At 60.3% G+C, this 24612-nt stretch carries 23 protein-coding genes; 14 read left to right on the forward strand and 9 right to left on the reverse strand.

The window, feature by feature from the left end; translation table 11 throughout:
• The first annotated feature begins 141 nt into the window (after nucleotides 1–141).
• Nucleotides 142–492: a flagellar export protein FliJ gene (locus tag WDZ78_RS08380; protein WP_003491821.1), complete on the forward strand. Its 351-nt coding sequence runs from the start codon at nucleotides 142–144 to the stop codon at nucleotides 490–492.
• 286 nt (nucleotides 493–778) lie between these two features.
• Entirely contained in the window at nucleotides 779–982 is a 204-nt protein-coding gene (locus tag WDZ78_RS08385) for a DUF1059 domain-containing protein (RefSeq protein WP_020011618.1), read from the forward strand.
• A gap of 209 nt (nucleotides 983–1191) precedes the next feature.
• On the opposite strand, the gene WDZ78_RS08390 is transcribed toward WDZ78_RS08385, so the two are convergent.
• From WDZ78_RS08390 to cysQ, 4 genes are all read right to left on the reverse strand, one after another.
• On the reverse strand, nucleotides 1192–1473 hold the full coding sequence (locus WDZ78_RS08390; RefSeq protein WP_425672787.1) for a GNAT family N-acetyltransferase: 282 nt from the start codon (nucleotides 1471–1473) through the stop codon (nucleotides 1192–1194).
• A gap of 222 nt (nucleotides 1474–1695) precedes the next feature.
• On the reverse strand, nucleotides 1696–1971 hold the full coding sequence (locus WDZ78_RS08395; RefSeq protein WP_004430042.1) for a DUF1153 domain-containing protein: 276 nt from the start codon (nucleotides 1969–1971) through the stop codon (nucleotides 1696–1698).
• A gap of 191 nt (nucleotides 1972–2162) precedes the next feature.
• Entirely contained in the window at nucleotides 2163–3203 is a 1041-nt protein-coding gene (locus tag WDZ78_RS08400) for a DUF2793 domain-containing protein (RefSeq protein ID WP_425672788.1), read from the reverse strand.
• A gap of 323 nt (nucleotides 3204–3526) precedes the next feature.
• Nucleotides 3527–4315: a 3'(2'),5'-bisphosphate nucleotidase CysQ gene (gene cysQ / locus WDZ78_RS08405; RefSeq protein WP_425672789.1), complete on the reverse strand. Its 789-nt coding sequence runs from the start codon at nucleotides 4313–4315 to the stop codon at nucleotides 3527–3529.
• A 335-nt stretch (nucleotides 4316–4650) separates the two neighbouring features.
• Here cysQ and WDZ78_RS08410 point away from each other — a divergent pair, with 335 nt between their 5' ends.
• The 7 genes from WDZ78_RS08410 to WDZ78_RS08440 all read left to right on the forward strand — a co-directional run bounded on the left by WDZ78_RS08410 (nucleotide 4651) and on the right by WDZ78_RS08440 (nucleotide 11172).
• Nucleotides 4651–5553 (forward strand): branched-chain amino acid ABC transporter permease, encoded by a 903-nt coding sequence (locus WDZ78_RS08410; RefSeq protein ID WP_004430050.1) that lies wholly within the window; start codon nucleotides 4651–4653, stop codon nucleotides 5551–5553.
• Nucleotides 5554–5557: 4 nt separating this feature from the next.
• Nucleotides 5558–6955: a high-affinity branched-chain amino acid ABC transporter permease LivM gene (livM, locus tag WDZ78_RS08415; RefSeq protein WP_020011613.1), complete on the forward strand. Its 1398-nt coding sequence runs from the start codon at nucleotides 5558–5560 to the stop codon at nucleotides 6953–6955.
• Entirely contained in the window at nucleotides 6955–7833 is an 879-nt protein-coding gene (locus WDZ78_RS08420; protein WP_020011612.1) for an ABC transporter ATP-binding protein, read from the forward strand. The genes livM and WDZ78_RS08420 overlap by 1 nt, the downstream gene beginning before the upstream one ends.
• Nucleotides 7833–8561 carry an ABC transporter ATP-binding protein gene (locus tag WDZ78_RS08425; protein WP_020011611.1) on the forward strand — a complete coding sequence of 243 codons (729 nt, stop codon included), beginning with the start codon at nucleotides 7833–7835 and terminating at the stop codon, nucleotides 8559–8561. The genes WDZ78_RS08420 and WDZ78_RS08425 overlap by 1 nt, the downstream gene beginning before the upstream one ends.
• A gap of 181 nt (nucleotides 8562–8742) precedes the next feature.
• Nucleotides 8743–9096 (forward strand): DUF6867 family protein, encoded by a 354-nt coding sequence (locus tag WDZ78_RS08430; protein ID WP_020011610.1) that lies wholly within the window; start codon nucleotides 8743–8745, stop codon nucleotides 9094–9096.
• Nucleotides 9097–9215: 119 nt separating this feature from the next.
• On the forward strand, nucleotides 9216–10334 hold the full coding sequence (locus WDZ78_RS08435) for a branched-chain amino acid ABC transporter substrate-binding protein (protein WP_425672790.1): 1119 nt from the start codon (nucleotides 9216–9218) through the stop codon (nucleotides 10332–10334).
• A 130-nt stretch (nucleotides 10335–10464) separates the two neighbouring features.
• Complete coding sequence (locus WDZ78_RS08440) at nucleotides 10465–11172, forward strand: polysaccharide deacetylase family protein (protein WP_425672791.1); 708 nt, start codon at nucleotides 10465–10467, stop codon at nucleotides 11170–11172.
• A gap of 24 nt (nucleotides 11173–11196) precedes the next feature.
• Here the strand turns inward: WDZ78_RS08440 and WDZ78_RS08445 are convergent, their stop codons facing one another.
• The 5 genes from WDZ78_RS08445 to WDZ78_RS08465 all read right to left on the reverse strand — a co-directional run bounded on the left by WDZ78_RS08445 (nucleotide 11197) and on the right by WDZ78_RS08465 (nucleotide 18379).
• A complete protein-coding gene (locus WDZ78_RS08445; protein WP_020011607.1) occupies nucleotides 11197–11721 on the reverse strand; it encodes an AAA family ATPase in 525 nt (174 codons plus the stop codon).
• A gap of 282 nt (nucleotides 11722–12003) precedes the next feature.
• Nucleotides 12004–12933 (reverse strand): response regulator, encoded by a 930-nt coding sequence (locus WDZ78_RS08450; protein ID WP_013636721.1) that lies wholly within the window; start codon nucleotides 12931–12933, stop codon nucleotides 12004–12006.
• A complete protein-coding gene (locus tag WDZ78_RS08455) occupies nucleotides 12930–16325 on the reverse strand; it encodes a hybrid sensor histidine kinase/response regulator (protein ID WP_425672792.1) in 3396 nt (1131 codons plus the stop codon). Before WDZ78_RS08455 ends, WDZ78_RS08450 begins: the two co-directional genes overlap by 4 nt.
• Nucleotides 16326–16356: 31 nt before the next feature.
• Complete coding sequence (locus tag WDZ78_RS08460; protein ID WP_425672793.1) at nucleotides 16357–17127, reverse strand: SDR family oxidoreductase; 771 nt, start codon at nucleotides 17125–17127, stop codon at nucleotides 16357–16359.
• Between the two features lie 217 nt (nucleotides 17128–17344).
• The gene (locus tag WDZ78_RS08465; protein ID WP_026363914.1) at nucleotides 17345–18379 is read right to left on the reverse strand and encodes a glutamine synthetase beta-grasp domain-containing protein; all 1035 of its coding nucleotides are present in this window, start codon (nucleotides 18377–18379) and stop codon (nucleotides 17345–17347) included.
• Nucleotides 18380–18859: 480 nt separating this feature from the next.
• Here WDZ78_RS08465 and WDZ78_RS08470 point away from each other — a divergent pair, with 480 nt between their 5' ends.
• The 5 genes from WDZ78_RS08470 to urtD all read left to right on the forward strand — a co-directional run bounded on the left by WDZ78_RS08470 (nucleotide 18860) and on the right by urtD (nucleotide 24534).
• The gene (locus WDZ78_RS08470) at nucleotides 18860–19066 is read left to right on the forward strand and encodes a DUF2735 domain-containing protein (RefSeq protein ID WP_425672794.1); all 207 of its coding nucleotides are present in this window, start codon (nucleotides 18860–18862) and stop codon (nucleotides 19064–19066) included.
• A gap of 343 nt (nucleotides 19067–19409) precedes the next feature.
• Nucleotides 19410–20699, forward strand: a complete 1290-nt coding sequence (gene urtA / locus WDZ78_RS08475; protein ID WP_003520618.1) for an urea ABC transporter substrate-binding protein — start codon at nucleotides 19410–19412, stop codon at nucleotides 20697–20699.
• Between the two features lie 286 nt (nucleotides 20700–20985).
• Nucleotides 20986–22599, forward strand: a complete 1614-nt coding sequence (gene urtB, locus WDZ78_RS08480) for an urea ABC transporter permease subunit UrtB (protein ID WP_425672796.1) — start codon at nucleotides 20986–20988, stop codon at nucleotides 22597–22599.
• Nucleotides 22596–23768 carry an urea ABC transporter permease subunit UrtC gene (gene urtC, locus WDZ78_RS08485; RefSeq protein ID WP_425672797.1) on the forward strand — a complete coding sequence of 391 codons (1173 nt, stop codon included), beginning with the start codon at nucleotides 22596–22598 and terminating at the stop codon, nucleotides 23766–23768. The genes urtB and urtC overlap by 4 nt, the downstream gene beginning before the upstream one ends.
• A 4-nt stretch (nucleotides 23769–23772) precedes the next feature.
• Nucleotides 23773–24534 carry an urea ABC transporter ATP-binding protein UrtD gene (urtD, locus tag WDZ78_RS08490; RefSeq protein ID WP_020011597.1) on the forward strand — a complete coding sequence of 254 codons (762 nt, stop codon included), beginning with the start codon at nucleotides 23773–23775 and terminating at the stop codon, nucleotides 24532–24534.
• Nucleotides 24535–24612 lie beyond the last annotated feature (78 nt).

Here is a 24612-nt window from a genome sequence, read left to right on the forward strand (position 1 = left end):
TTTTATTAACGCCGGGTAACTTTTGGGAATCATTCCGGGACAGGGGGCAACCCTTACGGAAAAACGGGCGGGTTAAACGGGCCGGTCAGGGGGGCATAGTGCCTTTTTGATCCGGGTCTCGCTATCCATGGAGTATTGCGTATGAAGTCGCGTGACAGCCTGGTTCGCCTGAAGGAATTTCAGGTCAATGAAAAACGCCGGCAGCTTAACCAGCTGCAGCAGATGATGTCCGAGTTTGAGCGGATGGCAAAGGAACTGGTGCATCAGATCTCTCTGGAAGAGAGCAAGTCGGGCATTACCGATCCGACACATTTCGCTTATCCGACCTTCGCCAAGGCCGCGCGCCAGCGGGCGGATAATCTTCAGGTCTCGATCCGGGAACTGAAGGCCCAGCAGGAGGCCGCCGAGGCTTCACTGGAAGAAGTGCAGGCCGAATATGAAAAGGCCGCCGCACTGGAAAATCGCGACGGAGCCATCCGCGCCCGCGCCTGACCATTGGCGCAAACCTGACGAATGATCGTCCTCATCGACGGCTGCCGGTGGATCAGGAGGCGGCTTTCAATGACGGGACGCCATGCATTTTTTTAAAAGGCCGCTCCTTAAGGGCGGCCTTTTGTCTTGCGGTGTCGCCGGTGTTTCCCGCCGGGACGGTCAGGCCCGATTTCGATTGTCCGGAAGTGGGGAAAGGCGTATTTTACGGGGGTTCCGACCGTGAGCCGGAGGCTTTTACGCGCACGCGCCCCGTGCAGGCGCGGGCGGCTATTGCAGGGAGGAAAAAATGGCCCGCCAATATATCGACTGCCGTGAATTCCCCAGTGACAGCAGATGCACCGTCGCCATTTCCGCCGATTCTCAGGAGGAGCTTATGGAAGCGGCCGTGCAGCATGCCGTGGCGGTGCATGGTGCAAAGGATACCCCCGAATTTCGCGAGGAAGTCCGCCACAGCATGCATGCAGGAACGCCTCCGCTGAAGGTGGCGTGAGGGGAGAGAGCATTATTTTTGTACGGTTGTGGGAGACCGGGTGTAAGCCGCTTGTTTCTTCTCCCCGCCGGGGAGAAGTCCGCGTCAGCGGGATGAGGGGCAAGCTCTCCGCATATCGCGGGCGTCGCCCCCTCATCCGTCCCTTCGGGCCACCTTCTCCCCGGCGGGGAGAAGAAATATGCCGTGACGATTGTGACTATGCTGTCGTGTTACCCCTGGATCACATCCGCCCATTCGGCATGGCGCAATGTCTGGGCCTTGAAGAAGGGGCAGAGCGGAATGATCTTCCAGCCGCCCTTGCGGGCTTCATCGATCGCATGGGCGGCAAGCGCCTGGCCCACGCCTTTACCGCGCAGCGCATCGGGCACGCCGGTATGGTCGATGATGATGAGGGAAGGGGAGGTGCGCGAATAGGTCATCTCCGCCTTGTGGCCGTCGACGGTCGCCGAATATTCGCCGCGCGATCCGGTTTCGGTGGTCTTGATGTCCATGGTCTCTGCCTCCGCATTGCTGTTCGTTTTCGCCACTCTAACGGCTTGCGCCTGAATTGAAACAGCGCGATAGCGAACGCAGCGGACACAAACCGGCGACAATCAACGGCGCTGTCGGGCAGTTTTCAGGAGAAATCCGAAATCAAACCGAAAGCCCCGTCGATGATCCGGCGGGGCGTTCTGGAATTCGGTTTGGGGCGCGTTACCGCGCCGGCGCACTGTTTAGTGGCGATATTGCTGAATGCGCGTGGTGCGCAGGCCGGCGAGGCCATGATCGGAGATCGAGGACTGCCAGGACAGGAATTCTTCAACCGTGAGCGTATAACGCTCGCAGGCTTCCTCGAGGCTCAGCAGTCCTCCGCGTACCGCGGCAACCACCTCCGCCTTTCTGCGAATGACCCAGCGACGGGTATTGGCAGGCGGAAGATCCGCAATCGTCAGAGGGCTGCCATCGGGGCCGATGACATATTTAACTCGTGGGCGTATCATTTCGGTCATTGGACACTCTATACAAACTCAAGACCATATGACGGGAACTCTATCCCGGTACCTTTAAAAATTGCCTAAGCAGCTCGTGACAATTTATTAAGAATTTGAACGGTTTCGCCTGATTTGTTCGAGTCGCCTTATTTTGCCGGGAAAAAATTTTTCCAAAAATCGCATTTTTTCTCTCTCATCGGTTGTTTCCGTCAGAGTGCCGCAAGTGAAAGGCACGTTTTCCCGCCGCCCTGGGTAAATTCCGCCGTTCCCTCATGCTGCAGCCGCAGGCGGTCGCCGGCATCGAGCGGAAGGATCGATGTTGCCGACTGCTGTGTGCCTGAAGTCGATGCGTTGCCGGTGATACCGAAGTTGGCCGCCGCGCCGTTGATGAAAAGCGTCACCCGGTGGCCGGAGGAGGAGACCACGGCGAGCGACAATGCCGCCAGATAAAGGCCCTTTGCCGGAACGACGAGTTCACGCCCGCCGGTTCCAAGGGTGTCACCGAGCGCAAATCCGCCCTCGGCGATAAAGAGCATGGAAAAACCCGCCGCCGAGCCATTGGCGGGTTTTGTCGTGCCCGAGGGCAGGCCGGCGACGGCGAGCGGCCGGTTGGGCATCGAGACCCGGCCATCGCCGCTGCACAAAAGCGCCGTGTGCCAGGAGGCGCCATCCTTGCTGGTCTTGATCGAAAACCCGTCATGGCCGGCAAGGCCCATTTCCGCCCGGCCGCTCCAGCCGGACTGGAACAGCAGCGAGGCGGTATCGGCCCTGTCCGCCTTGTTGATCGTCATGCGGTGGCTGCCGTCTTCTTCGGCATGGGTGAAGAGGCTGGCGGGGGAGGCAAGCGCAAGCCGGTTGGCGGCATTGGCCTCCGTGCCGATGCCCAGCCGTTCCAGCCGGCCGGTGGCGGGCAGCGGCATGTCGCGCCAGCTCCCGTCCTGCAGCAGACGGTATTTGCTCTCGGCCGCAAACCATGCCGTCCAGCCCGGCTGCGGCGTGATCGAGAGCCAGGCGCCGTCCTGCCGGAAGGCGAGCCTGCCGCCCTTGCCGGCCCAGTCGCCCGTGGCATCGGCGGAGAGGAGGAAACAATCCCCTTCCGCTGCGCTATCGGGCGGTGTGGTGATGATGGCCTTGATGACCAGTTGCACGATAGCATCCAGCCTTTGCAGGGCTTCGTTATGGGTGACGTGTTTCTGTGCCTGCGAGGGGAGGATATAGGGAAGCCGAAGTCTCGCCGTCTGTTCCGTCATGATGTGCCTTCCGCGCTGTGGTGTTTCGTTGCGGGGCATTGTGGGGTGGCGGCGTGGGGTGGGGATGAGTGGGGATGGGATTATTTTTTGGGGGCTTCGGCGTATGCCGCTTCACCTCCCCTCTGCCCTGCCGGGCATCTCCCCCTCAAGGGCGGAGATCGACTCGTGGATAGGTCTCGCCTATCACGACGTTTACGAATGAAGCGGTGGTAGCGCCTCCTGCCGATCTCCCCCCTTGAGGGGGAGATGCCCGGCAGGGCAGAGGGGGGTGAAGCGGCATACGCCGAAGCTCACCAATGGCCGCAGGAAACCCCGAACGCCTGTTACCCCGTGTGTTCCACCGCCATCGCCCCTTCGGCAATGAAATCCGGATTGGCCAGCGCATCCTCGCCATCGCCCCTCACCGCATAGACAAGGGGGGTGCCATCGCAATCGAGCGTCCTGCCGCCTGCGGCGCGCAGCACCGCGTCGCCGGCGGCCGTGTCCCACATCATGGTGCGGCTGAAGCGGGGATAGATATCGGCGGCGCCTTCCGCCAGCATGCAGAATTTCAGCGAGGAGCCGACGGAAATGCAGTCTTTCAGCCCGTGTTCGGCCACGAAGGCTTCCGTTTTCGCCGTGCAATGCGAGCGGCTGATCAGCGCCACGGGCGAAGCGCCGCGCTGGCGCGCCCGGATGGGGTGGCGCGAAAGGATTGCACCTTCGCCCGAGATGGCGAGCTTTTCGGCGGCGTTTTCTTCACCCGTCCACGCCTGTCCACGGCAGGGGGCGTAAACGACGCCGGCCACCGGAATGCCATTGCGGATGAGCGCGATATTGACGGTGAAATCGTCCTTGCCGGCAATGAATTCCTTGGTGCCGTCAAGCGGATCGACAAGAAAGAATTCCGCACCGGTTTCCGGCAGGATGCCGTTTGAGACGGCCTCTTCGGCGACCACGGGAATGTCAGGAAAATGGAGGGCCAGCGCCGCAAGGATGATCGTTTCGGCACGCTGGTCGGCCTCGGTCACGGGCGAACAGTCGTCCTTGTATGACACATGTGGGCCGGCGCGATGGACCGCCATGATGGCCTGGCCGGCGTCCAGCGCCGCTTTCGTCAATATGTCGATCATCTCTTTGCCAATTGTATCCCGTCTGCGGGATAACGCCGTTCCGATCTTCGCTACTCCTTTGCCCGCTGCCCGTCAAATAATGGCATTGGACAATGCTAAAATAAGTATCCAACCGTCATTTTTTCAGCACTTCCTGCCAAAATCATGGCTCTTTTGACCGGGAAAGCGGCAGTCCATGTGGAAATTCCAAATTTTGTGCAGCATCGCCCGTTTTTGACTTCACATTTTTAACGAACACGATATGCATTTTGAGGGTGGGGGTCTGCCTGAAAGGCTTCCCCTATAATTAACATAACGAGGCGTGACCCATTTGAGGTCGTGCCCGGGGGAAAGACATGGAGTATTTTATCCAGCAGCTCATCAACGGGCTGACTCTTGGATCGATCTACGGCCTCATCGCTATCGGCTATACGATGGTTTACGGCATCATCGGCATGATCAACTTCGCCCATGGCGATATTTTCATGCTTGGCGGCTTTGCCGCGCTGATCGTTTTCCTGATCGTGACATCTTTTGTCGCCGGCATTCCGGTGGCGCTTCTTCTGCTTCTGATGATGGTCGTCGCCATGCTGATGACCGGCCTGTGGAACTGGGTGATCGAGCGCGTCGCCTACCGCCCGCTCAGAGGTTCTTTCCGCCTTGCGCCGCTGATCACTGCCATCGGCATGTCGATCGCGCTGTCCAATTTCATCCAGGTCACCCAGGGTCCGCGCAACAAGCCGATCCCGTCGATGGTGACGGAAAGCTATCATTTCGGCGCCATTACCGTCTCGCTGAAGCAGCTGATCATCATGGTCGTCACCTCGGTGCTGCTCTTCGCCTTCTGGTATATCGTCAACAAGACCCCGCTCGGCCGGGCGCAGCGCGCCACCGAACAGGACCGCAAGATGGCCGCACTGCTCGGCGTTGATGTCGACAAGACCATCTCCATAACCTTCATCATGGGTGCGGCGCTGGCTGCGGTCGCGGGCACCATGTATCTGATGTATTATGGTGTCGCCTCTTTCAGCGACGGCTTCATTCCCGGCGTCAAGGCGTTTACCGCGGCCGTTCTCGGCGGCATCGGCTCGCTTCCGGGCGCCGTTCTCGGCGGCCTGCTGATCGGTCTCATCGAATCGCTGTGGTCGGCCTATTTCTCCATCGCCTATAAGGATGTCGCGGCATTCGGCATTCTGGCTTTCGTGCTGATCTTCAAGCCGACCGGTATTCTCGGTCGTCCGGAAGTCGAGAAGGTGTGATCCCATGACCAATATCGCTTCCGAAAACGCCGCTTCCAGCCCGAGCCTGATGGCGACGGCTGTGAAGGAGGGCCTGATTGCGGGCCTCATCTCGTTCGGCATGTTCATTCTTTATGTCGGCATCGTCACCTATCAGGATATCAACAACCAGCTTATCTGGGGCACCCGCTGGGGGCTTCTGGCGATCTTCGTCGGCATCGCCGCCGTCGGCCGCTTTCTCGTGGTCGGCTTCATCAAGCCGTCTCTGGACCGCCGGCGGCTTGCCAAGGCGAAAAGTGGCATTCTGGAAATCTCCGAGGAAAAAGGATTTTTCCACAAGCACTTCCTGAAGCTGGCGCTCGTCCTGCTGCTGCTTTATCCTGTTATCGCCGTGCAATTGTTCGGCTTTCAGGGCTCGCTGAAATTCGTCGACAATTTCGGCATCCAGATCCTGATCTATGTGATGTTGGCCTGGGGTCTCAACATCGTCGTCGGCCTCGCCGGCCTGCTCGATCTCGGTTACGTGGCCTTTTATGCGGTCGGCGCTTATTCCTATGCGCTGCTGTCAAGCCATTTCGGCCTGTCCTTCTGGGTGCTGTTGCCCGTCGCCGGCATTCTCGCGGGCTTCTGGGGCATCATTCTCGGTTTCCCGGTTCTGCGCCTTCGCGGCGACTATCTGGCGATCGTGACGCTGGCCTTCGGTGAAATCATCCGTCTCGTGCTTTTGAACTGGACGGCCGTCACCAAGGGCACCTTCGGCATTTCCGGCATCGCCAAGGCTTCGGTCTTCGGCATCTGGTCCTTCGATGTCGGCGCGCCGAACAATTTCGCCAAGGCCTTCGGCCTGTCGATGTCGTCGGCTTATTACAAGATCTTCCTGTTCTACGTCATCCTGCTTCTGTGCATGCTGACGGCTTACGTCACGATCAAGCTGCGCCGCATGCCGATCGGCCGCGCCTGGGAAGCGCTGCGTGAGGACGAGATCGCCTGCCGTTCGCTCGGCATCGATACCGTCATCACCAAGCTCACCGCCTTTGCCACGGGTGCGATGTTCGGCGGTTTCGCCGGTTCCTTCTTCGCCGCGCGGCAGGGTTTCGTGTCGCCGGAAAGTTTCGTGTTCCTGGAATCCGCCGTCATCCTCGCCATCGTCGTGCTTGGCGGCATGGGCTCGCTGACCGGTATCGCCATTGCGGCGCTCGTCATGGTCGGCGGCACCGAGCTTCTGCGTGAAATGGAGTTCCTGAAGCATGTCTTCGGGCCGGATTTCACGCCGGAACTCTACCGCATGCTGCTCTTCGGTCTCGCCATGGTCATCGTCATGCTGTTCAAGCCGCGCGGTTTCGTCGGCTCGCGTGAACCCACGGCCTTCCTTAAAGAACGCAAGGCCGTCTCCGGCAGCTTTACCAAGGAAGGTCACGGTTGATGGCTTCCGGAATGACGAACATGACACCAAACACCACTGGCGACACGATCCTCAAGGTCGAACATCTCTCGATGCGCTTCGGCGGCCTGATGGCCATCAACGACTTCTCCTTCGAGGCGAAGCGCGGTGAGATCACGGCGCTGATCGGCCCCAACGGTGCGGGCAAGACCACGGTCTTCAACTGCATCACCGGCTTCTACAAGCCGACGATGGGCATGATCACCATGCGCCAGCAGAGTGGCGAGGCGCATCTTCTTGAGCGCCTGCCGGATTTCGAGATCACCAAGAAGGCGAAGGTGGCGCGCACCTTCCAGAACATCCGCCTGTTTTCGGGTCTGACGGTTCTGGAAAACCTGCTGGTGGCGCAGCACAATGCGCTGATGAAGGCCTCGGGTTACACCATTCTCGGCCTGCTCGGCCTGCCCGCTTACCGACGGGCGGTGGATGATTCGATCGAAAAGGCCAAATACTGGCTGGACAAGGCCGATCTGACCGATCGCGCCGACGATCCGGCCGGCGATCTTCCCTATGGCGCGCAGCGCCGTCTGGAAATCGCCCGCGCCATGTGCACGGGGCCGGAACTTCTGTGCCTCGATGAGCCGGCCGCCGGCCTCAACCCGAAGGAATCGCTGGCGCTCAACGCGCTGCTGCGCGGCATCCGTGACGAAGGCACGTCGCTGCTTCTTATCGAACACGACATGTCGGTGGTCATGCAGATTTCCGACCATGTCGTGGTTCTGGAATATGGCCAGAAGATTTCCGACGGCACGCCGGACCATGTGAAGAACGACCCGAAGGTCATCGCCGCCTATCTGGGTGTCGAGGATGATGAAGTGGAAGACGTGATTGCGGAAGAACTCGACGGAGGAGCGGCCTGATGCCCGGTGAATCGCTTCTCAAAGTCCAGGGTGTCGAAACCTATTATGGCAATATCCGGGCTCTGGCCGGTGTCGATGTCGAGGTCAACAAGGGTGAGATCGTCAGCCTGATCGGCGCCAACGGCGCCGGCAAGTCGACGCTGATGATGACCATCTGCGGCAGCCCGCAGGCGCGCGCCGGTCAGGTGATCTTCGACGGCGAGGACATTACCCATCTGCCGACGCATCTGATTGCGCGTAAACGCATCGCCCAGTCGCCGGAAGGCCGCCGGATCTTCCCGCGCATGACGGTGCTGGAAAACCTGCAGATGGGCGCCAATCTCGATAACCTGAAATATTTCAAGGAAGACGTCGAGAAGATCTTCGTGATGTTCCCGCGCCTGAAAGAGCGTCAGAGCCAGCGTGGCGGCACGCTTTCCGGCGGGGAGCAGCAGATGCTCTCCATCGGCCGCGCGCTGATGGCGCGGCCGAAGCTTCTGCTTCTCGACGAGCCGTCGCTTGGCTTGGCGCCGCTGATCGTTAAGGGCATTTTCGAGGCGATCAAGAAACTCAACCAGGAAGAGGGGCTGACCGTCTTCCTCGTGGAGCAGAATGCCTTTGCCGCGCTGAAGCTTTCCGACCGCGCTTATGTGATGGTCAACGGCAAGGTGACGATGAGCGGTTCGGGCAGGGAACTGCTCGCCGATCCGCAGGTACGCGCCGCCTATCTCGAAGGCGGACGGCACTGAAAGATTTTACTTGCGCCGGAAATCTTGCGGCGCAAGACTGCAAACGACGGCCTGCCTTCCTTTCGGCCAAACCTTAGGGATCCATGGCGGGGCGTAAACAATAAAATGCCCGGCGGGAAACGACGGGACGACAGACAAGGCAGGGCCAGGGCGTTTCAGCCCGGCGCTGATGGGGAAAGAGATGCAGGGCCTTTTTTTCGAAACCGATAACGGCGTGCGTTATGTTCTGCGCGCGCTGGTTGTTCTCTTGGGCTTCTGGACGGCATGGCGCACGGGCAAATCCGTGGCCGATGGCTGGGGCGGTTATACGCGGGTGGTGATCTATACGCTCGCACTGGGGCTCGTCATGCGGTTTCTGCATCACGCGCTCTTCAACGGGCCGTTCATCAACGGCTTCTATTACGTGTTTGACGTCGTTCTTCTTCTGGTCTTTTCCAGCATCGGTTTCCGCATGCGCCGGACGAGCCAGATGGTCAATAACTACTATTGGCTCTACGACCGGACGTCGGCATTTTCCTATAAGAAGAAAGATTGACAGGCGGATTTTTCCGGCTGCACAATGCTCGTCAGAGTGGAACGGTTTCCTGTTCAGTGAAGGTGGGTACTGAACAGGTCCTTGCAATCAACCCATCCAAAGGAACTGGGAGTAAAGTAATGAAGAAGTCTCTTCTTTCCGCTGTTGCGCTGACCGCCATGGTCGCGTTTGGCGGTTCGGCCTGGGCCGATGTCGTGATCGCTGTCGGCGCACCGCTGACCGGCCCGAACGCTGCTTTCGGTGCTCAGATCCAGAAGGGTGCCGAACAGGCTGCGAAAGACATCAATGCCGCCGGCGGCATCAATGGCGAGCAGATCAAGATCGTGCTGGGCGACGACGTATCCGACCCCAAACAGGGTATTTCGGTTGCCAACAAATTCGTTGCTGACGGCGTGAAATTCGTTGTCGGTCACTTCAACTCCGGCGTTTCCATTCCGGCGTCCGAAGTTTACGCCGAAAACGGCATTCTCGAAATAACGCCTGCCGCAACCAACCCGGTTTTCACCGAGCGCGGCCTGTGGAACACTTTCCGCACCTGCGGCCGTGACGACCAGCAGGGCGGCATTGCCGGCAAGTACCTGGCCGACCATTTCAAGGACGCCAAGGTCGCCATCATTCACGACAAGACACCTTATGGTCAGGGCCTTGCCGATGAAACCAAGAAGGCTGCCAATGCCGCCGGCGTGACTGAGGTCATGTATGAAGGCGTGAACGTCGGCGACAAGGATTTCTCCGCGCTGATCTCCAAGATGAAGGAAGCCGGCGTTTCCATCATCTACTGGGGCGGTCTGCACACCGAAGCCGGTCTCATCATCCGCCAGGCGGCTGACCAGGGCCTGAAGGCGAAGCTCGTTTCGGGCGACGGTATCGTCTCGAACGAACTTGCCTCCATCGCCGGCGACGCCGTCGAAGGCACGCTCAACACCTTCGGCCCCGATCCGACGCTGCGCCCGGAAAACAAGGAACTGGTAGAGAAGTTCAAGGCCGCCGGCTTCAACCCGGAAGCCTACACGCTCTACTCCTATGCCGCGATGCAGGCGATCGCCGGTGCGGCGAAGGCTGCCGGTTCCGTGGAGCCGGAAAAGGTTGCCGAGGCCCTGAAGTCCGGCACCTTCCCGACTGCGCTTGGCGACATCTCCTTCGACGAGAAGGGCGACCCGAAGCTTCCCGGTTACGTCATGTACGAGTGGAAGAAGGGTCCGGACGGCAAGTTCACCTACATCCAGCAGGGCACCTAAGCTCTTCTGTGACTTTCTATCGAAGCCCGGCGCAATGCCGGGCTTTTTCTTTTGTGATCCCTGCCTGCCATACTGGAGACAACAAGGCGGGAAACAAAGCCTCTCGGGAAAACTGCAATGAGGGGTGGCAATGACGACAAAGCGAACCGTGTGCCTGTTCCTTGTTCTTGCTGGGCTGGCGGCGGTGTTCATCGGCGCGCATTTCTTCAGCAAATCCCGAACGACGCAATTATTCGGCGGCATCATCGCAAGGGTCGAAACGGAAAGGCCGGTGGTGGCGCTGACCTTCGATGATGGGCCGTCGGTACGCTTTACGCCTGATATCCTGACGGTCCTGAGGCAGCGCGGGGTAAAAGCGACTTTCTTTTTGACCGGCAAGGAGACCGAAGAAAACCTGCCGCAGGCGCGCATGATCGTCAGCGAGGGGCATCAGCTCGGCAACCATAGCTATACGCATTCCAACATGATGTTCATGGGGCCGGCGCGGATCAGGGAGGAGATCGAGCGCACCGATGCGGCTATTCGCGCTGCGGGCTACGAAGGGGAGATCATGTTCCGGCCGCCATATGGCAAGAAGCTGCTCGCCTTGCCCTGGTATCTTTCACGGCATGACCGGAAAACCATCATGTGGGATGTCGAGCCGGAATCGTTTCCCGATGTCGCTGAAGATGCGTCCGCCCTCGCCAGTCACGTCATCGAGCAAACGAGAAACGGCTCGATCATCATCATGCATGTCATGTATCGAAGCCGCGAGGTGTCCCGGCAGGCGCTGCCCCTGATCATAGATGGCCTTCGTCAACGCGGGTTCGAGTTTGTTACCGTCGCGCAATTGCTCTGATATCGCTGCCGAACCTGTGGCTGTTCAGCCGATCCGCGCCAGAATAAAGTCGGCACGTTCCTCGATGCCTGATTTTGGAAGCACGATGCTATCGTAGCCAAGCGCTTCGTAGTCCCGGACGAGACGATCATACTCCTCGACCGCCGCGTCGAAACCATGCCGGCGCTCATCGTCGCCACGATAGATTTCAGGCCATGGCGGGGTCAGGAAAACCAGACGGTTATAGCGGTGCGTGTTTTTCAGCGTATCGATGAAGCCATCGCCGCTGACATGGCGTAGCGCTGAGGCGGCGTCGATCAGGCTGCGATCGAAAAAGACGAGGCCATCCGGCGGGGCTTTTTGCCGGTCTTCCAGCGCCATGGCGATTGCCCGGCGGGCGAAGGCCTCGATGTCGATCCAGGGCAGGGCGGTGCCGCCCTTGCGGGTTTCTTCGATAACGATGCGGCGGCCCGGTTCCTCGACGGTTACGAAACCGCGCCGGGCAAGTTCTGCGAGGAGGGTGGATTTACCGCCGCCGGAGCAGCCGGAAAGGATGATGAAACGGTTCATGGGACTTTCTCCCGTGTTGGGGTTCAGGTGGATCGGGTGGTGATTTTTTGGGAGGTGGGGTGCGGCGTGTTTCTTCTCCCCGCCGGGGAGAAGGTGGCCCGAAGGGTCGGATGAGGGGGCAAGCTCTCCGAATATCTCGACCCTTGCCCCCTCATCCCGCTGCCGCGGACTTCTCCCCGGCGGGGAGAAGAAACAAGTGGCGACCGCTCGGGCGGAAGCGGATACTCTGCGTTCAAGCAGAAAATATATGTTTGCTGAACCTTACCGCACTAATTGTACTCGTCAGCCCTGATGCAAAATATGCGCGGCCTTGACGGCGGCGGAGGCGCGGTTTTCGACACCGAGTTTGACGTAAATTTGTTCCAGATGTTTGTTTACGGTTCTGGCGGAAAGGCCGAGAATATCGCCGATATCGCGGTTGGATTTGCCTTTGGCAATCCACAGCAGAACTTCCGATTCCCGCGTTGTCAGGGCAAAGTGGTCCTTCAGCAGGTGGTCGTCGGATTTCTCATTGGCGGCTGTCAGACGGAAGAGATATTCGTCCGGTCCCATTGCGCCGAGGAAGGAGAGCTGCAAAGCGGGCCGCCCGGCCTCGGTGATCGTCAGCGGTGCATCGCGGGCGGAATCCACCGTTGTCCTGTCGGCCAGCCAGCCGGAAATATGGGCAACGACAATCTCCAGCCCATCATCACGGCCGGTGGCGGCGTTGACCAGCCGGGTTGCCTGTGGTGTGGACCAGTGGATCGCGCCGTTGGCGCGCACGGCAAGCAGGTGGCGTCCGGCGGCATCAAGCGCCACGCGGGCGCTCTGCGCCGAGCGGGCATTGGAGAGATGCACACGGATGCGGGCGCGCAGCTCATCGATGTTGATCGGCTTGGTCAGATAGTCGACACCGCCGGATTCGAGCGCCCGCACCACATGTTCGGTCTCCGTCAGCCCGGTCATGAAGATGACAGGCACCTGGGCCACGGCGGCGTTGGCCTTCAGGCGGCGGCAGGTTTCGAAACCGTCCATGGCCGGCATGACCGCATCGAGCAGGATGATATCGGGCGTGATGCGTTCGGCAATGTTGAGCGCGGCCTGACCGGATGTGGCGATCAGCGCCGAAAAGCCTGACTGTTCCAGCGCATCGGTGAGGAACCCCAGCGCTTCCGGGCTGTCATCCACCAGCAATACGATGTCTCTCGGCAGTGCTGCGCCTTGCCCGCTCATGCCTTACCGTCTCCCCTGTCGCTCTCTTCAAACCGCTTTAGAAAATGGGCGTAACCGGCCAGATCGAAGGCCTGCACATAGGTGCCAAGCTCTTGCGTGAAGGGCAGGTTGTTCGTGTTGCGGGCGAGATCTGCGAGTTTTGCCTCTATGCCGCGTATGTAGCCTATTTCGCCGAGCCTCTGCAAATCCTTGATATGAATTGCGCCGGGATGAACGATCTGCGCCGGCGGCTGGGGGATGGGTGCCGGGGGAAGGTCGGTATCGTAAATCCATTTCAGGCCGAGATGCACCGCAAGCCTGTCGCACAGGTGGCGGATGTCGACCGGCTTGGCGATGGCGTCGTTGTGATTGTCTTCTCCGGCACCCGCTACGGTGCCGTCACCGATATTGGCCGAGAGCATGATGAGCGGAGCCGTCTGCCCTGCTTCACGCAACTTCGTCACAAGCTGCCAGCCGGACATTCCGGGCATGGAGATATCGATGAGAAAGAGGTCGGGCTGCACGCCTTCGATGAGTGTCAGGCATTCCGGTCCGCTCTGGGCGGTCAGCACCACGAAATCGAGCGGCGAAAGCACCTGCCGCATCAACTCGCGGTGATCCTCATTGTCATCAACCACCACGATGGTGCGGCGTGGGCCGGAATAGGAGCGGATGGTCTTTTCTGCCGCAGGCGCCGTGCTTGGCCGGTGCACGGCAGAGAGCATGAGGCGGACGCGGAAAGTGGAGCCCTGATCCTTTTCGCTGGAGACGGAAATCTCGCCGCCGAGCGTGTTGGTCAGAAGCCTTGTGATTGTCAGTCCGAGGCCGAGGCCCGGCATGGGGCGCACGCTTTCCGCCTCGCCGCGCTGGAAGGGTTCGTAGATGCGGGCGAGGTCTTTTTCGGCGATGCCGCGCCCGGTATCGGAAACCGTGAAGCTCGCCACCTGGCTGCGATAGGCGACATCGAAGGTGACGCTGCCCTCATCGGTGAACTTGATGGCATTTGAGAGCAGGTTGACGAGAATCTGGCGCAGCCGCTTTTCATCCGTGCGCACATATTGCGGCAGGGAATGGGCGCGCTCATGCCGGAATTCCAGCCCCTTGGCCTGCGCCTGCGGGCGGAACATGTCGACGATCTGGTCGAGGAAATCCTGAATGTTGATCTCGTTGGAATAGACCTGCAGGCGGCCCGCCTCGATCTTGGAAATATCCAGAAGCCCGTCGATCAGGCCGGAAAGGTGGTCGGCGGAACGGCGGATGACCTTGATGGCCGATTGCCGGGGAGGGGGAATGGTCTCATCGCGTTCGAGAATCTGGGCGTAACCCAACACGGCGTTGAGCGGTGTGCGCAGTTCGTGACTGAGGCCGACCACATAACGGCTCTTGGCGCGGTTGGCGGCTTCCGCCGTTTCCTTGGCGTCCTGAAGGGCGGCGTCGGTCTTCTTGTGGGCGGCGATTTCCTTGAGGAGCAATGTGTTCTGGCGTGAGGATTCCTCCTCCGCCACCACCCGGCTGTCATGGGCGAGAACCAGAAACCAGCAGACGATGCCGGCAATGACGGCGAAGACGAAGAACACAATGAGGATGGTGCGGTTGACCACATCTGCCGTTGCCGGCGAGGCGGTGCCGACCTGATGGGCGATGAGCGCCAATATGCCGCCAATGGCGGTGACGGCGATGGCCGCCGCCATGCCATAACGTCCGAGCCGTGTGGCGAGTTTTGCCACCAATTGGTGGGGCAGGAAAGATTTTGCGACCGTCGCGACCTGATAGTTGAGCTTGGCCTTCGGCTTGCACATGTCATGGCAGCGGCTGTCCAGCGAGCAGCAGAGCGAACAGATCGGCGCCGCATAGGCCGGACACCATGCCATGTCTTCCGGCTCGAACGGGTGTTCGCAGATGGAGCAGGTGATGGCGCTCAGCTCGCGCCATTGCTGGCGCGGTTTGCGGGCCAGATAGAACTTGCCCTTCGTGCCCCAGGCGATCAGCGGCGAGGCGATGAAGGCGACGATCAGGGTCAGATAGGGTGCAAGCGAAGCGGCAAGCGCGCCAAAGGTGCCGAAATGCGCCATCAGCGCAATGGTGGCCGAAAGCGCCATGGAGCCGACGCCGACCGGATTGATATCGTAAAGATGGGCGCGCTTGAACTCGATGCCGGGAGGGGCGAGGCCAAGTGGCTTGTTGATGAACAGATCGGCTGAGATGGTGCAGAGCCAGGCCATGGCGATGATGGAGAAGATGCCGAGCGTTTCTTCCAGCAGGCGGTAGATGCCGAGTTCCATCAACAGAAGCGCGATCACCACGTTGAAGACCAGCCAGACGACACGGCCGGGATGGCTGTGGGTGAGGCGGGAGAAGAAGTTGGACCAGGCGAGCGAGCCCGCATAGGCGTTCATGACGTTGATCTTCAGCTGCGAGACGACCACGAAGGCGACCATCAGCAGCATAGCCGCTGTTTCATTGGGGATCATGTAGCCGAAGGCGGTGAGGTACATCTGGGCCGGATCGGCGGCGCGGTCCACCGAGACGCCGGAACTGAAGGTCAAGACCACGAGGAAGGAGCCGGCCAGCAGCTTCGGCACGCCGACGACGACCCAGCCGGCACCCGCCAGAAAGACCGCGATGCGATGGCGCAGACGGCTCTGGCCTTCCGCGGGCAGGAAGCGGAGGAAATCCACCTGTTCGCCGATCTGCGACATCAGCGCGAGGATGACGGCAGACGCCGCGCCGAATTCCACCAGATTGAAATGGGCCACGGTGCCCGGCGGGCCGGAAGCATGATGAATGCCGGAAAAGGCCCGCCACAGATCGTATTTTTCCCAGTCCATCAAAGCGATGAAGATGAAGGGCAATACGTTCAGCACGATCCAGAAGGGCTGGGTGATGATCTGGAACCGGCTGATGAGGCGCACGCCATGGGTGACGAGCGGAATGACCATGACGGCGGAGATGATGTAGCCGATCCACAGGGGAATGCCGAGCGCCAGCTCCAGCGCGCCGGACATGATCGACGCCTCTATGGCGAAGAGCATGAAGGTGAAGGCGGCGTAGATCAGCGAGGTGATGGTGGAGCCGATGTAACCGAAGCTCGCGCCGCGTGTCAGGAGATCGATATCGACGCCGTGACGGATGGCGTAACGGCTGATCGGCAGGCCGACGGCAAGCATGGCAATGGCCGCGACGATGATGGCGTAAAAGGCGTTGGTGGTGCCGTATGACAGCGTGATCGCGCCGCCGATGGCTTCCAGCGCCAGAAAGGAAATCGCGCCGATGGCGGTGTGGGAGATGCGGTTGGACGAAAATTGCCGGGCGCTTTTGGCGGTGAAGCGCAGCGCATAATCTTCCAGCGTCTGGTTGGCGACCCAGCGGTTATATTCGCGCCTGACGGGGATGATGCGTTGCCGTGCGGCCATACCTATCTAGCGCCTTTCCGAAAGGGGCCTCTCACAGCCGCACCGACATGCCGCCATCCACCGTCAGCACATGGCCGTTGACGAAGGAGGACGCGTCGCTGGCCAGAAACAGGGCGGCACCGGCGATTTCATCCGGCCTGCCCCAGCGTTCCAGCGGCACGCGCAGCTTGGCGAAGGCGACCATCTCAGAGTTTTCGGCAAGGGCCGCATTGGTTTCCGTGGCGAACATGCCGGGGGCGATGGCGTTGCTGGTGATGCCGCGCGCGCCATATTCGACGGCGATGGCGCGCATCAACCCGGTCAGACCCTGTTTGGCGACGGGATAGATCGCATCGCCCGGCCGGACGATATGGCCGAGAATGGAGGTGATGGTGATGATGCGGCCGTAACCGTTGGTATTCATGGCCTCCGCCGCGTCGCGCGACAGCGATATGGAGGAAGTGAGGTCGGTACGGATGAGTTCCAGCACGTCCTCGTCGCTGAATTCGGCAAGCGGGCGGCGGTCGCGCGCGCCGACATTGTTGACGAGGATATCGAGGTGGCCGAACTCGTCCATGATGCGGTGGACGAGGGCAGTTCCGGCGGCGGTATCGGCAATGTCGAAAGCGGCATAATCGGCTTTTCCGCCGGCTTGCCGAAGTGTGCCTGCTGCCTGTTCCAGCGCCTCGGCGTTACGGCCGGTCAGCCACACATGGGCGCCAGCCTCGGCAAAGGCCCTGGCGATTTCGAAACCGAGGCCGCGGCCGCTGCCGGTGATGATGGCGATGCGGTTTTCGAGAGAGAATTTTTTGAGAATGCCCATCGCTCACCTTCTTGCTTTAAAGCATCGGACCGAAAACCGTGTCGCGGTTCGGAAAAGCCGATGCGGTTGGTCAAAGCCACGCAACGTCTTCGAGTTTGCGCATAGGCAAGAATATTCCACGCAGGGCAGAGGGCGAAAGGTCGCCTGTCCGGTCCGGCCGTTCGGTGGACATAAAAATGGCGTCGCCCGGTTGCGGGCGACGCCATGTCTTGGCTTATCAGGCAGCAGCCGACTTTGCGAGCGGCACTTCTGCGATCGTCTTCAGAACGACGGAAGCGATCTGGTAAGGGCAGCCCTGCGAGTTCGGACGACGGTCTTCGAGGTAACCACGGTAACCGTTGTTGACGAAGGAGTGCGGAACGCGGATCGAGGCGCCACGGTCGGCAACGCCGTAGGAGAACTTGTTCCACGGAGCGGTTTCGTGCTTGCCGGTCAGGCGCAGGTGGTTGTCCGGACCGTAAACGTCGATGTGCTCTTTCCAGTTCTTGGCAAAGGCAGCCATGAGGGCTTCGAAATATTCCTTGCCGCCAACTTCGCGCATGAACTTGGTGGAGAAGTTGCAATGCATGCCCGAACCGTTCCAGTCGGTATCGCCGAGCGGCTTGCAATGGAATTCGACGTCGATGCCGTACTGTTCGCAAAGACGAAGGAGCAGGTAACGGGCGATCCAGATCTGGTCGGCGGCGCGCTTGGAGCCCTTGCCGAATACCTGGAATTCCCACTGGCCCTTGGCCACTTCGGCGTTGATGCCTTCGTGGTTGATGCCGGCCTCGAGGCAGAGGTCGAGGTGCTCTTCAACGATTTCTCGGGCGACCGAACCGACGTTCTTGAAGCCGACGCCGGTGTAATAAGGACCCTGCGGAGCCGGGTAGCCCTGCTCGGGGAAGCCGAGCGGGCGGCCGTCCTGATAGAAGAAATATTCCTGCTCGAAACCAAACCATGCGTCCTCGTCGTCGAGGATGGTCGCGCGGCTGTTCGATGCATGCGGGGTGACGCCATCGGGCATCATGACTTCGCACATGACGAGCGCGCCGTTGGAGCGGGCCGGATCGGGATAGATCGCAACGGGCTTCAGCACGCAATCCGACGAGTGGCCTTCGGCCTGCTGGGTGGACGAACCGTCAAAACCCCAAAGCGGCAGCTGCTCGAGCGTCGGGAATTCGTCGAATTCCTTGATCTGCGTCTTGCCGCGCAGGTTAGGGACCGGCTTGTATCCGTCCAGCCAGATGTACTCGAGTTTGAACTTAGTCATTACGAACCTCTCATAGGTAACAATGCGAAGCCTTGAGGCCTCCGTGGCTTTCGCCGCCGGAAGCGCATTCGCGTTCAAGGGCTGCCCCCTTAGATGCATGCCGCGTGCCAGATTGAGGGAGTTTCGCGATTTTTTCGAAAAATCTTTCAGGGCCCCTGTCACGCAGGGGCTGCGATATTGCCCCGGCCGGCTTCTGTTGCACTGCGGCGGGCAAATTCACCCCTCATGTTTCATCATTGAATCCTGATAGATAGCCGACGTCTTGCGGGGAAATGCCCTGCTGCGGTGCAATGATTTTGATTGCGCGCGAGGGATCGGCATTTGCCCCAAAAACCGGCGCTTTCGGAATGGTTTTTCTTGTAGATGAGGCGGTTAATGCCTATATTTTTCGCAACGTGATTTCTTTTTAATCAGACGGAGCGAAATCGGCCCTTGCGGGTTTGCTCCATACAAAAAGTGCTTCGATGCAAACAAAGTGAGATGATCGAAATGGCAACTGGCATTCATCGCGAGACGGCAACGATCTATCAATTCCCGGTCGGCGGGCGCGCGGGCCTTTCCAAGTTCCGCAACAGCAGCCTCAGCGACCTCGAGCGCCAGGCGCGGGAGCCGCATATCGACTTCGGTTCCTGGTATCACGACGACGCGATCCGTAACGAAGAGCGGAACGACAAGCCGCATTCCTGATGTGAGACCGTGCTGCGCATTTCTTCTCCCCGCCGGGGAGAAGGTGGCCCGAAGGGTCGGATGAGGGGGCAACCTTGCCGAATATCTCGACCCTTGCCCCCTCATCCCGCTGCCGCGGACTTCTCCCCCTCGGGGAGAAGAAACAAGTTGAAGCCGTCCATTCCCATGGGACTCCTTTACTTGTGTGTGGCCACCAAAACCTCTTTCTGCATCTTTCGCCACCCCGCCTACGTCAATTGACGTATACGGTTTCGCTCTCACGAGATTGATAGTCCCTCCCAGCAGCGGCCGCAGATGCCGCTGAGCCTCCACGAGAGGCCAAACAAGGAGAGGGGTTCTTCCGATGATATTCCGCAAGACGCTTAGTGCCGCGCTGCTTGGCGCAATCCTGTCCACGACCGCCTTTCACGGCGCTTTCGCCGCCGATGACACGATCAAGGTGGGCGTGCTGCATTCTCTTTCCGGTACCATGGCGATTTCAGAGACGACGCTGAAGGACGCCATGCTGATGCTCATCGACGAGCAGAACAAGAAGGGCGGCGTGCTCGGCAAGAAACTCGAAGCCGTGGTGGTCGATCCGGCCTCCGACTGGCCGCTGTTTGCCGAAAAGGCCCGCCAGCTGATTTCGCAGGACAAGGTCGCCGCCGTTTTTGGCTGCTGGACCTCCTCCTCGCGCAAGTCGGTTCTGCCGGTCTTCGAGGAACTGAACTCGATCCTGTTCTACCCTGTTCAGTATGAGGGTGAAGAATCCTCTCGCAACATCTTCTATACGGGTGCGGCGCCGAACCAGCAGGCCATTCCGGCCGTCGATTATCTCGCCAGCACCGAAGGTGTGGAGCGCTGGGTTCTGGCGGGCACGGACTATGTCTATCCGCAGACCACCAACAAGATCCTGAAGGCCTACCTGATGTCGAAGGGCGTCAAGGAAGAGGACATCATGATCAACTACACGCCGTTCGGCCATTCCGACTGGCAGACGATCGTGTCCGACATCAAGAAATTCGGCTCGGCCGGCAAGAAGACCGCCGTGGTTTCCACCATCAACGGCGACGCCAACGTGCCGTTCTACAAGGAACTGGCGAACCAGGGCATCAAGGCTGAAGACATTCCCGTCGTCGCCTTCTCCGTCGGTGAAGAAGAACTTGCCGGTCTCGATACCGCGCCGCTGGTCGGCCACCTTGCCGCCTGGAACTACTTCCAGTCCGTCGATGCTCCGGTCAATGCCGAGTTCATCAAGACCTGGCATGCGTTTACGAAGAACGACAAGCGCGTGACGAACGATCCGATGGAAGCGGCCTATATCGGCTTCAACGCCTGGGTAAAGGCTGTCGAATCCGCCGGCACGACCGATACGGACAAGGTTCTCGACTCGATCATCGGCGTTTCGGTGCCGAACCTTTCGGGCGGTTACTCCACCGTCATGCCGAACCACCACATCACCAAGCCGGTGCTGATCGGTGAAATTCAGGCCGACGGGCAGTTTGAGATCGTGCAGCAGACGCCGCAGGTGGTGGGTGACGAGTGGTCGGATTATCTGCCGGACTCGAAGGATTTGATCTCGGATTGGAGGAAGCCGATGTCCTGCGGCAACTTCAATGTGGCCAGTGGGAAGTGCGGCGGCAAGGGTAGCTGATAGCTGAGGTTGGTTGCCGCCCCTCTCGGGAGGGGCGGGCCAATTTGCGCTTCTATCATTAGAAACTGAGCCAGCATGCCCCCCCCTCTGTCCTACCGGACATCTCCCCCACAGGTGGGGAGATCGACTCGCGGCAAGGCCCCGCCCTTTCTCATCTATCGAGATAGAGCGACGTGAGTGCGTCTTGCCGATCTCCCTCCTTGTGGGGGAGATGCCCGGCAGGGCAGAGGGGGGTGACGGCACCCACAGACGGCGCTTTTATCGGAAACGCTCCAAGGAACCCGACATGACGATCCGATCTTTTCTCGGAGCCATCTTCCTCTGGCTCACCCTTGGGATCGCGGCCCAATCCATGGCGCAAAGCGACCCAAAGGCGCTGATCGATGCGCTCGGCACGGCGGATTTCAAGCAGGCTGAAACGTTGATCGGACAGATTGCCGCCACCAGCGACGCACGGGTGGTGCCGGCGCTTGAGGCTTTCGCATCGGGCGAGCTTTATGTCCGCAAGGCCGACAATCTGGTGTTCATGACGCGGGCCGCCGGGTCCAATTTCACGCTGATCGATCCGCTTTCAGGCGAAACCGTGGGCGAAGCGCCGAAGGCGGCCGTTTCCAAGATCAGGGTCAACAATAATCTTCGCCGCGTCATCCGCGCCGCGATGGGCGGGCTGACGCTGCTCAGCCCGGAAAAATCCGTGCGGCTTTCGGCGGCTGACGCCGTCCTGAAAGCCCCGAGCGCCGAAAATCTCGAATTGCTGGAAGCGGCCATCGCCAAGGAAACCGACAGTGAGGTGCGGACCCGGATGGAGGAGGCGCGGGCTGTCTCGCTGCTCTCCTCCGACCGGTCGCTCGCTGAGAAGAAGGATGCGATCGCAACCATCAAGAAGCTGGGCGGGCGTGACGCCATCGGCATTCTGATGGCGGCCTCCGCTTCCGTCGATCAAAGCCTGAAACCCGATATAGACGAGGCCATTTCCAGCATTGAAAGCGCGCTTGCCTTCTGGGATTACGCGCAGAATGTCTGGTACGGCCTGTCGCTCGGCTCTGTGCTGCTGCTTGCGGCCATCGGCCTTGCCATCACCTTCGGCGTCATGGGCATCATCAACATGGCCCATGGCGAGATGGTGATGATCGGCGCTTACTCCACCTTCATGGTGCAGGAGGTAATCCGTTCGAACTTCCCCGGCCTGTTCGACTGGTCGCTCGCCATTGCGCTGCCAGCCGCTTTTCTGGTGACGGCCTGCGTCGGGCTCATCATGGAGCGCGGCGTCATCCGCTTCCTTTACGGGCGGCCGCTGGAAACGCTGCTCGCCACCTGGGGCATTTCGCTCATCCTGCAACAGGGCGTGCGCTCCATCTTCGGCCCCACGAATCGCGAGGTCGGCAGCCCCGGCTGGATGTCCGGCTCCTTCAGCGTCGGTTATCTCAATTTCACCTGGAACCGGGTGTGGATCGTCTGTTTTTCGCTCTCGGTGTTCTTCGCGCTGCTGGTTCTCCTGAAGCGTTCCGCTTTCGGGTTGCAGATGCGCGCCGTGACCCAGAACCGCCGCATGGCCTCTTCCATGGGCATCCGCACGCCCTGGGTGGATGCCTTCACCTTCGCGCTCGGTTCGGGCGTTGCCGGCCTTGCGGGCGTGGCGCTGTCGCAGATCGACAATGTCTCGCCCAATCTCGGCCAGAGCTACATCATCGACAGTTTCATGGTGGTGGTGTTCGGCGGCGTCGGCAATCTCTGGGGAACGCTGGTCGGCGCGCTGTCGCTCGGCGTGCTCAACAAGTTTCTCGAGCCGACGGTCGGCGCCGTGCTCGGCAAGATTCTCGTGCTCGTTCTCATCATCCTGTTCATCCAGAAGCGGCCGCGCGGTCTCTTCGCACTCAAGGGAAGGGCGATCGAAGCATGATTACCGGCTTCCTCCTGCGCGCGCTCGATCGCCGTATTTCCATCGCCATCGGCATCATTCTGGCCATTGCCGTGCTGGTGCCCGCCTCCAACCTGCTGTTGCCGGCTGACAGCGCGTTTCGCATCCCGACCTACATCATGTCGATGCTCGGCAAATATCTGGCCTATGCGCTCCTGGCGCTGGCGCTTGATCTCGTCTGGGGTTACTGCGGCATTCTCTCGCTCGGCCACGCCGCCTTCTTTGCGCTCGGCGGTTATGCCATGGGCATGTATCTGATGCGGCAGATCGGCACGCGCGGGGTTTATGGCCATCCGGTGCTGCCCGATTTCATGGTGTTCCTCAACTGGAAGGAATTGCCGTGGTTCTGGCACGGCTTCGACATGTTCTGGTTTGCAGCGCTGATGGTGCTGGTGGTGCCCGGCCTGCTCGCCTTCGTGTTCGGCTGGTTCGCCTTCCGCTCGCGGGTCAACGGCGTATACCTCTCCATCATCACGCAGGCCATGACCTACGCCCTGCTGCTTGCCTTCTTCCGCAACGACATGGGTTTCGGCGGCAATAATGGCCTCACCGATTTCAAGGACATCCTCGGCTTTTCCGTGCAGGCGGATGGCACGCGCGCCGTATTGTTCGCCATGACGGCGATGATGCTGGCGCTTTCGCTGCTGATTGCCTCCGGCATCGTCAATTCCAAATTCGGCAAGGTGCTGGTGGGCGTGCGTGATGCCGAAAGCCGGGTGCGTTTCCTCGGTTTCCGGGTGGAAAACATCAAACTCTTCACCTTCGTTGTGTCAGCCATGATGGCGGGCATTGCCGGGGCGCTGTTCGTGCCGCAGGTGGGCATCATCAACCCCGGCGAATTCTCCCCCGCCAACTCCATCGAAGTGGTGGTGTGGACGGCGGTAGGCGGGCGCGGCACGCTGATCGGGCCGATCATCGGCGCCGTTCTGGTCAATGGCGGCAAGAGCTATTTCACCGGTGCTTTCCCCGAATTCTGGCTGTTTGCTCTGGGCGGTCTCTTCATCGCGGTGACGCTGTTCTTCCCGAAGGGCATTGTCGGCACCGTGCAGCATTATCTCGTCGGGCGTCGCGAAAAGCGGGTCGCGCGGGCGGCAGGGGCTGCCCAGCAGCCCGGCAACGACAGCGCGGTTGCGCAACAGGCGGCGGAGTAAGCCCATGAACACGGTTTCCGAAAACAGAACCAAGAGCCTGCTTTATCTCGATGGCGTCTCCGTCTCCTTCGATGGTTTCAAGGCCCTCAACTCGCTCTCCTTCGTGGTGGAGCCCGGTGAACTCCGCGCAATCATCGGCCCGAATGGCGCGGGCAAAACGACGATGATGGATATCATCACCGGCAAGACGCGGCCGGATACGGGTACGGTGTTGTTCGAAGACAGCATCGATCTCACGAAAAAGGACGAGGCTGATATCGCCCAGCTCGGCATCGGGCGGAAGTTCCAGAAGCCGACGGTGTTCGAAAGCCACACCGTCTGGGACAATCTGGAACTGGCGCTCAACCGCAAGCGCGGCGTCTTCGCGACGCTGTTTTACCGGCTGACCGAGGAAGACAAGGCGCGCATCGAGGAAATCCTCGCCACCGTGCGTCTCGGCCACCGCCGCGGCGATCTTGCCGCCAACCTATCGCACGGCCAGAAACAGTGGCTGGAAATCGGCATGCTGCTGGCGCAGGAACCGAAGCTGCTTTTGGTGGACGAGCCTGTCGCCGGCATGACGGATGCAGAGACGGCGGAAACCGCCGTGCTTTTGAAGGAGATCGCGAAGACCCGTTCGGTTGTCGTGGTGGAGCACGATATGGGCTTCATCCGCGAACTGGGCGTGAAGGTGACGTGTCTTGCCGAAGGCTCGGTGCTGGCCGAAGGGTCGATCGATTTTGTGTCCAGCGATCCGAAGGTGATCGAGAATTATCTGGGGCGGTGATGGTGGTGTTTGCGGCGTTACCCCCCTCTGCCCTGCCGGGCATCTCCCCCTCAAGGGGGGAGATCGGCAAGCGGCTAA

It is taken from the genome of Agrobacterium sp. M50-1 (assembly GCF_049843495.1).
GTDB classification, from domain to species: Bacteria; Pseudomonadota; Alphaproteobacteria; order Rhizobiales; family Rhizobiaceae; genus Agrobacterium; species Agrobacterium radiobacter.

Coding starts and splice junctions, on each gene's coding strand:
- WDZ78_RS08435 (WP_425672790.1), top strand. CDS start 9,216: ATGAAGAAGTCTCTTCTTTCCGCTGTTGCGCTGACCGCCATGGTCGCG.
- urtA (WP_003520618.1), top strand. CDS start 19,410: ATGATATTCCGCAAGACGCTTAGTGCCGCGCTGCTTGGCGCAATCCTG.
- WDZ78_RS08400 (WP_425672788.1), bottom strand. CDS start 3,203: ATGACGGAACAGACGGCGAGACTTCGGCTTCCCTATATCCTCCCCTCG.
- urtD (WP_020011597.1), top strand. CDS start 23,773: ATGAACACGGTTTCCGAAAACAGAACCAAGAGCCTGCTTTATCTCGAT.
- WDZ78_RS08420 (WP_020011612.1), top strand. CDS start 6,955: ATGGCTTCCGGAATGACGAACATGACACCAAACACCACTGGCGACACG.
- livM (WP_020011613.1), top strand. CDS start 5,558: ATGACCAATATCGCTTCCGAAAACGCCGCTTCCAGCCCGAGCCTGATG.
- urtB (WP_425672796.1), top strand. CDS start 20,986: ATGACGATCCGATCTTTTCTCGGAGCCATCTTCCTCTGGCTCACCCTT.
- WDZ78_RS08425 (WP_020011611.1), top strand. CDS start 7,833: ATGCCCGGTGAATCGCTTCTCAAAGTCCAGGGTGTCGAAACCTATTAT.
- WDZ78_RS08385 (WP_020011618.1), top strand. CDS start 779: ATGGCCCGCCAATATATCGACTGCCGTGAATTCCCCAGTGACAGCAGA.
- WDZ78_RS08395 (WP_004430042.1), bottom strand. CDS start 1,971: ATGACCGAAATGATACGCCCACGAGTTAAATATGTCATCGGCCCCGAT.
- WDZ78_RS08440 (WP_425672791.1), top strand. CDS start 10,465: ATGACGACAAAGCGAACCGTGTGCCTGTTCCTTGTTCTTGCTGGGCTG.
- WDZ78_RS08430 (WP_020011610.1), top strand. CDS start 8,743: ATGCAGGGCCTTTTTTTCGAAACCGATAACGGCGTGCGTTATGTTCTG.
- cysQ (WP_425672789.1), bottom strand. CDS start 4,315: ATGATCGACATATTGACGAAAGCGGCGCTGGACGCCGGCCAGGCCATC.
- WDZ78_RS08445 (WP_020011607.1), bottom strand. CDS start 11,721: ATGAACCGTTTCATCATCCTTTCCGGCTGCTCCGGCGGCGGTAAATCC.
- WDZ78_RS08460 (WP_425672793.1), bottom strand. CDS start 17,127: ATGGGCATTCTCAAAAAATTCTCTCTCGAAAACCGCATCGCCATCATC.
- WDZ78_RS08470 (WP_425672794.1), top strand. CDS start 18,860: ATGATCGAAATGGCAACTGGCATTCATCGCGAGACGGCAACGATCTAT.
- WDZ78_RS08380 (WP_003491821.1), top strand. CDS start 142: ATGAAGTCGCGTGACAGCCTGGTTCGCCTGAAGGAATTTCAGGTCAAT.
- WDZ78_RS08450 (WP_013636721.1), bottom strand. CDS start 12,933: ATGAGCGGGCAAGGCGCAGCACTGCCGAGAGACATCGTATTGCTGGTG.
- WDZ78_RS08455 (WP_425672792.1), bottom strand. CDS start 16,325: ATGGCCGCACGGCAACGCATCATCCCCGTCAGGCGCGAATATAACCGC.
- WDZ78_RS08390 (WP_425672787.1), bottom strand. CDS start 1,473: ATGGACATCAAGACCACCGAAACCGGATCGCGCGGCGAATATTCGGCG.
- WDZ78_RS08465 (WP_026363914.1), bottom strand. CDS start 18,379: ATGACTAAGTTCAAACTCGAGTACATCTGGCTGGACGGATACAAGCCG.
- urtC (WP_425672797.1), top strand. CDS start 22,596: ATGATTACCGGCTTCCTCCTGCGCGCGCTCGATCGCCGTATTTCCATC.
- WDZ78_RS08410 (WP_004430050.1), top strand. CDS start 4,651: ATGGAGTATTTTATCCAGCAGCTCATCAACGGGCTGACTCTTGGATCG.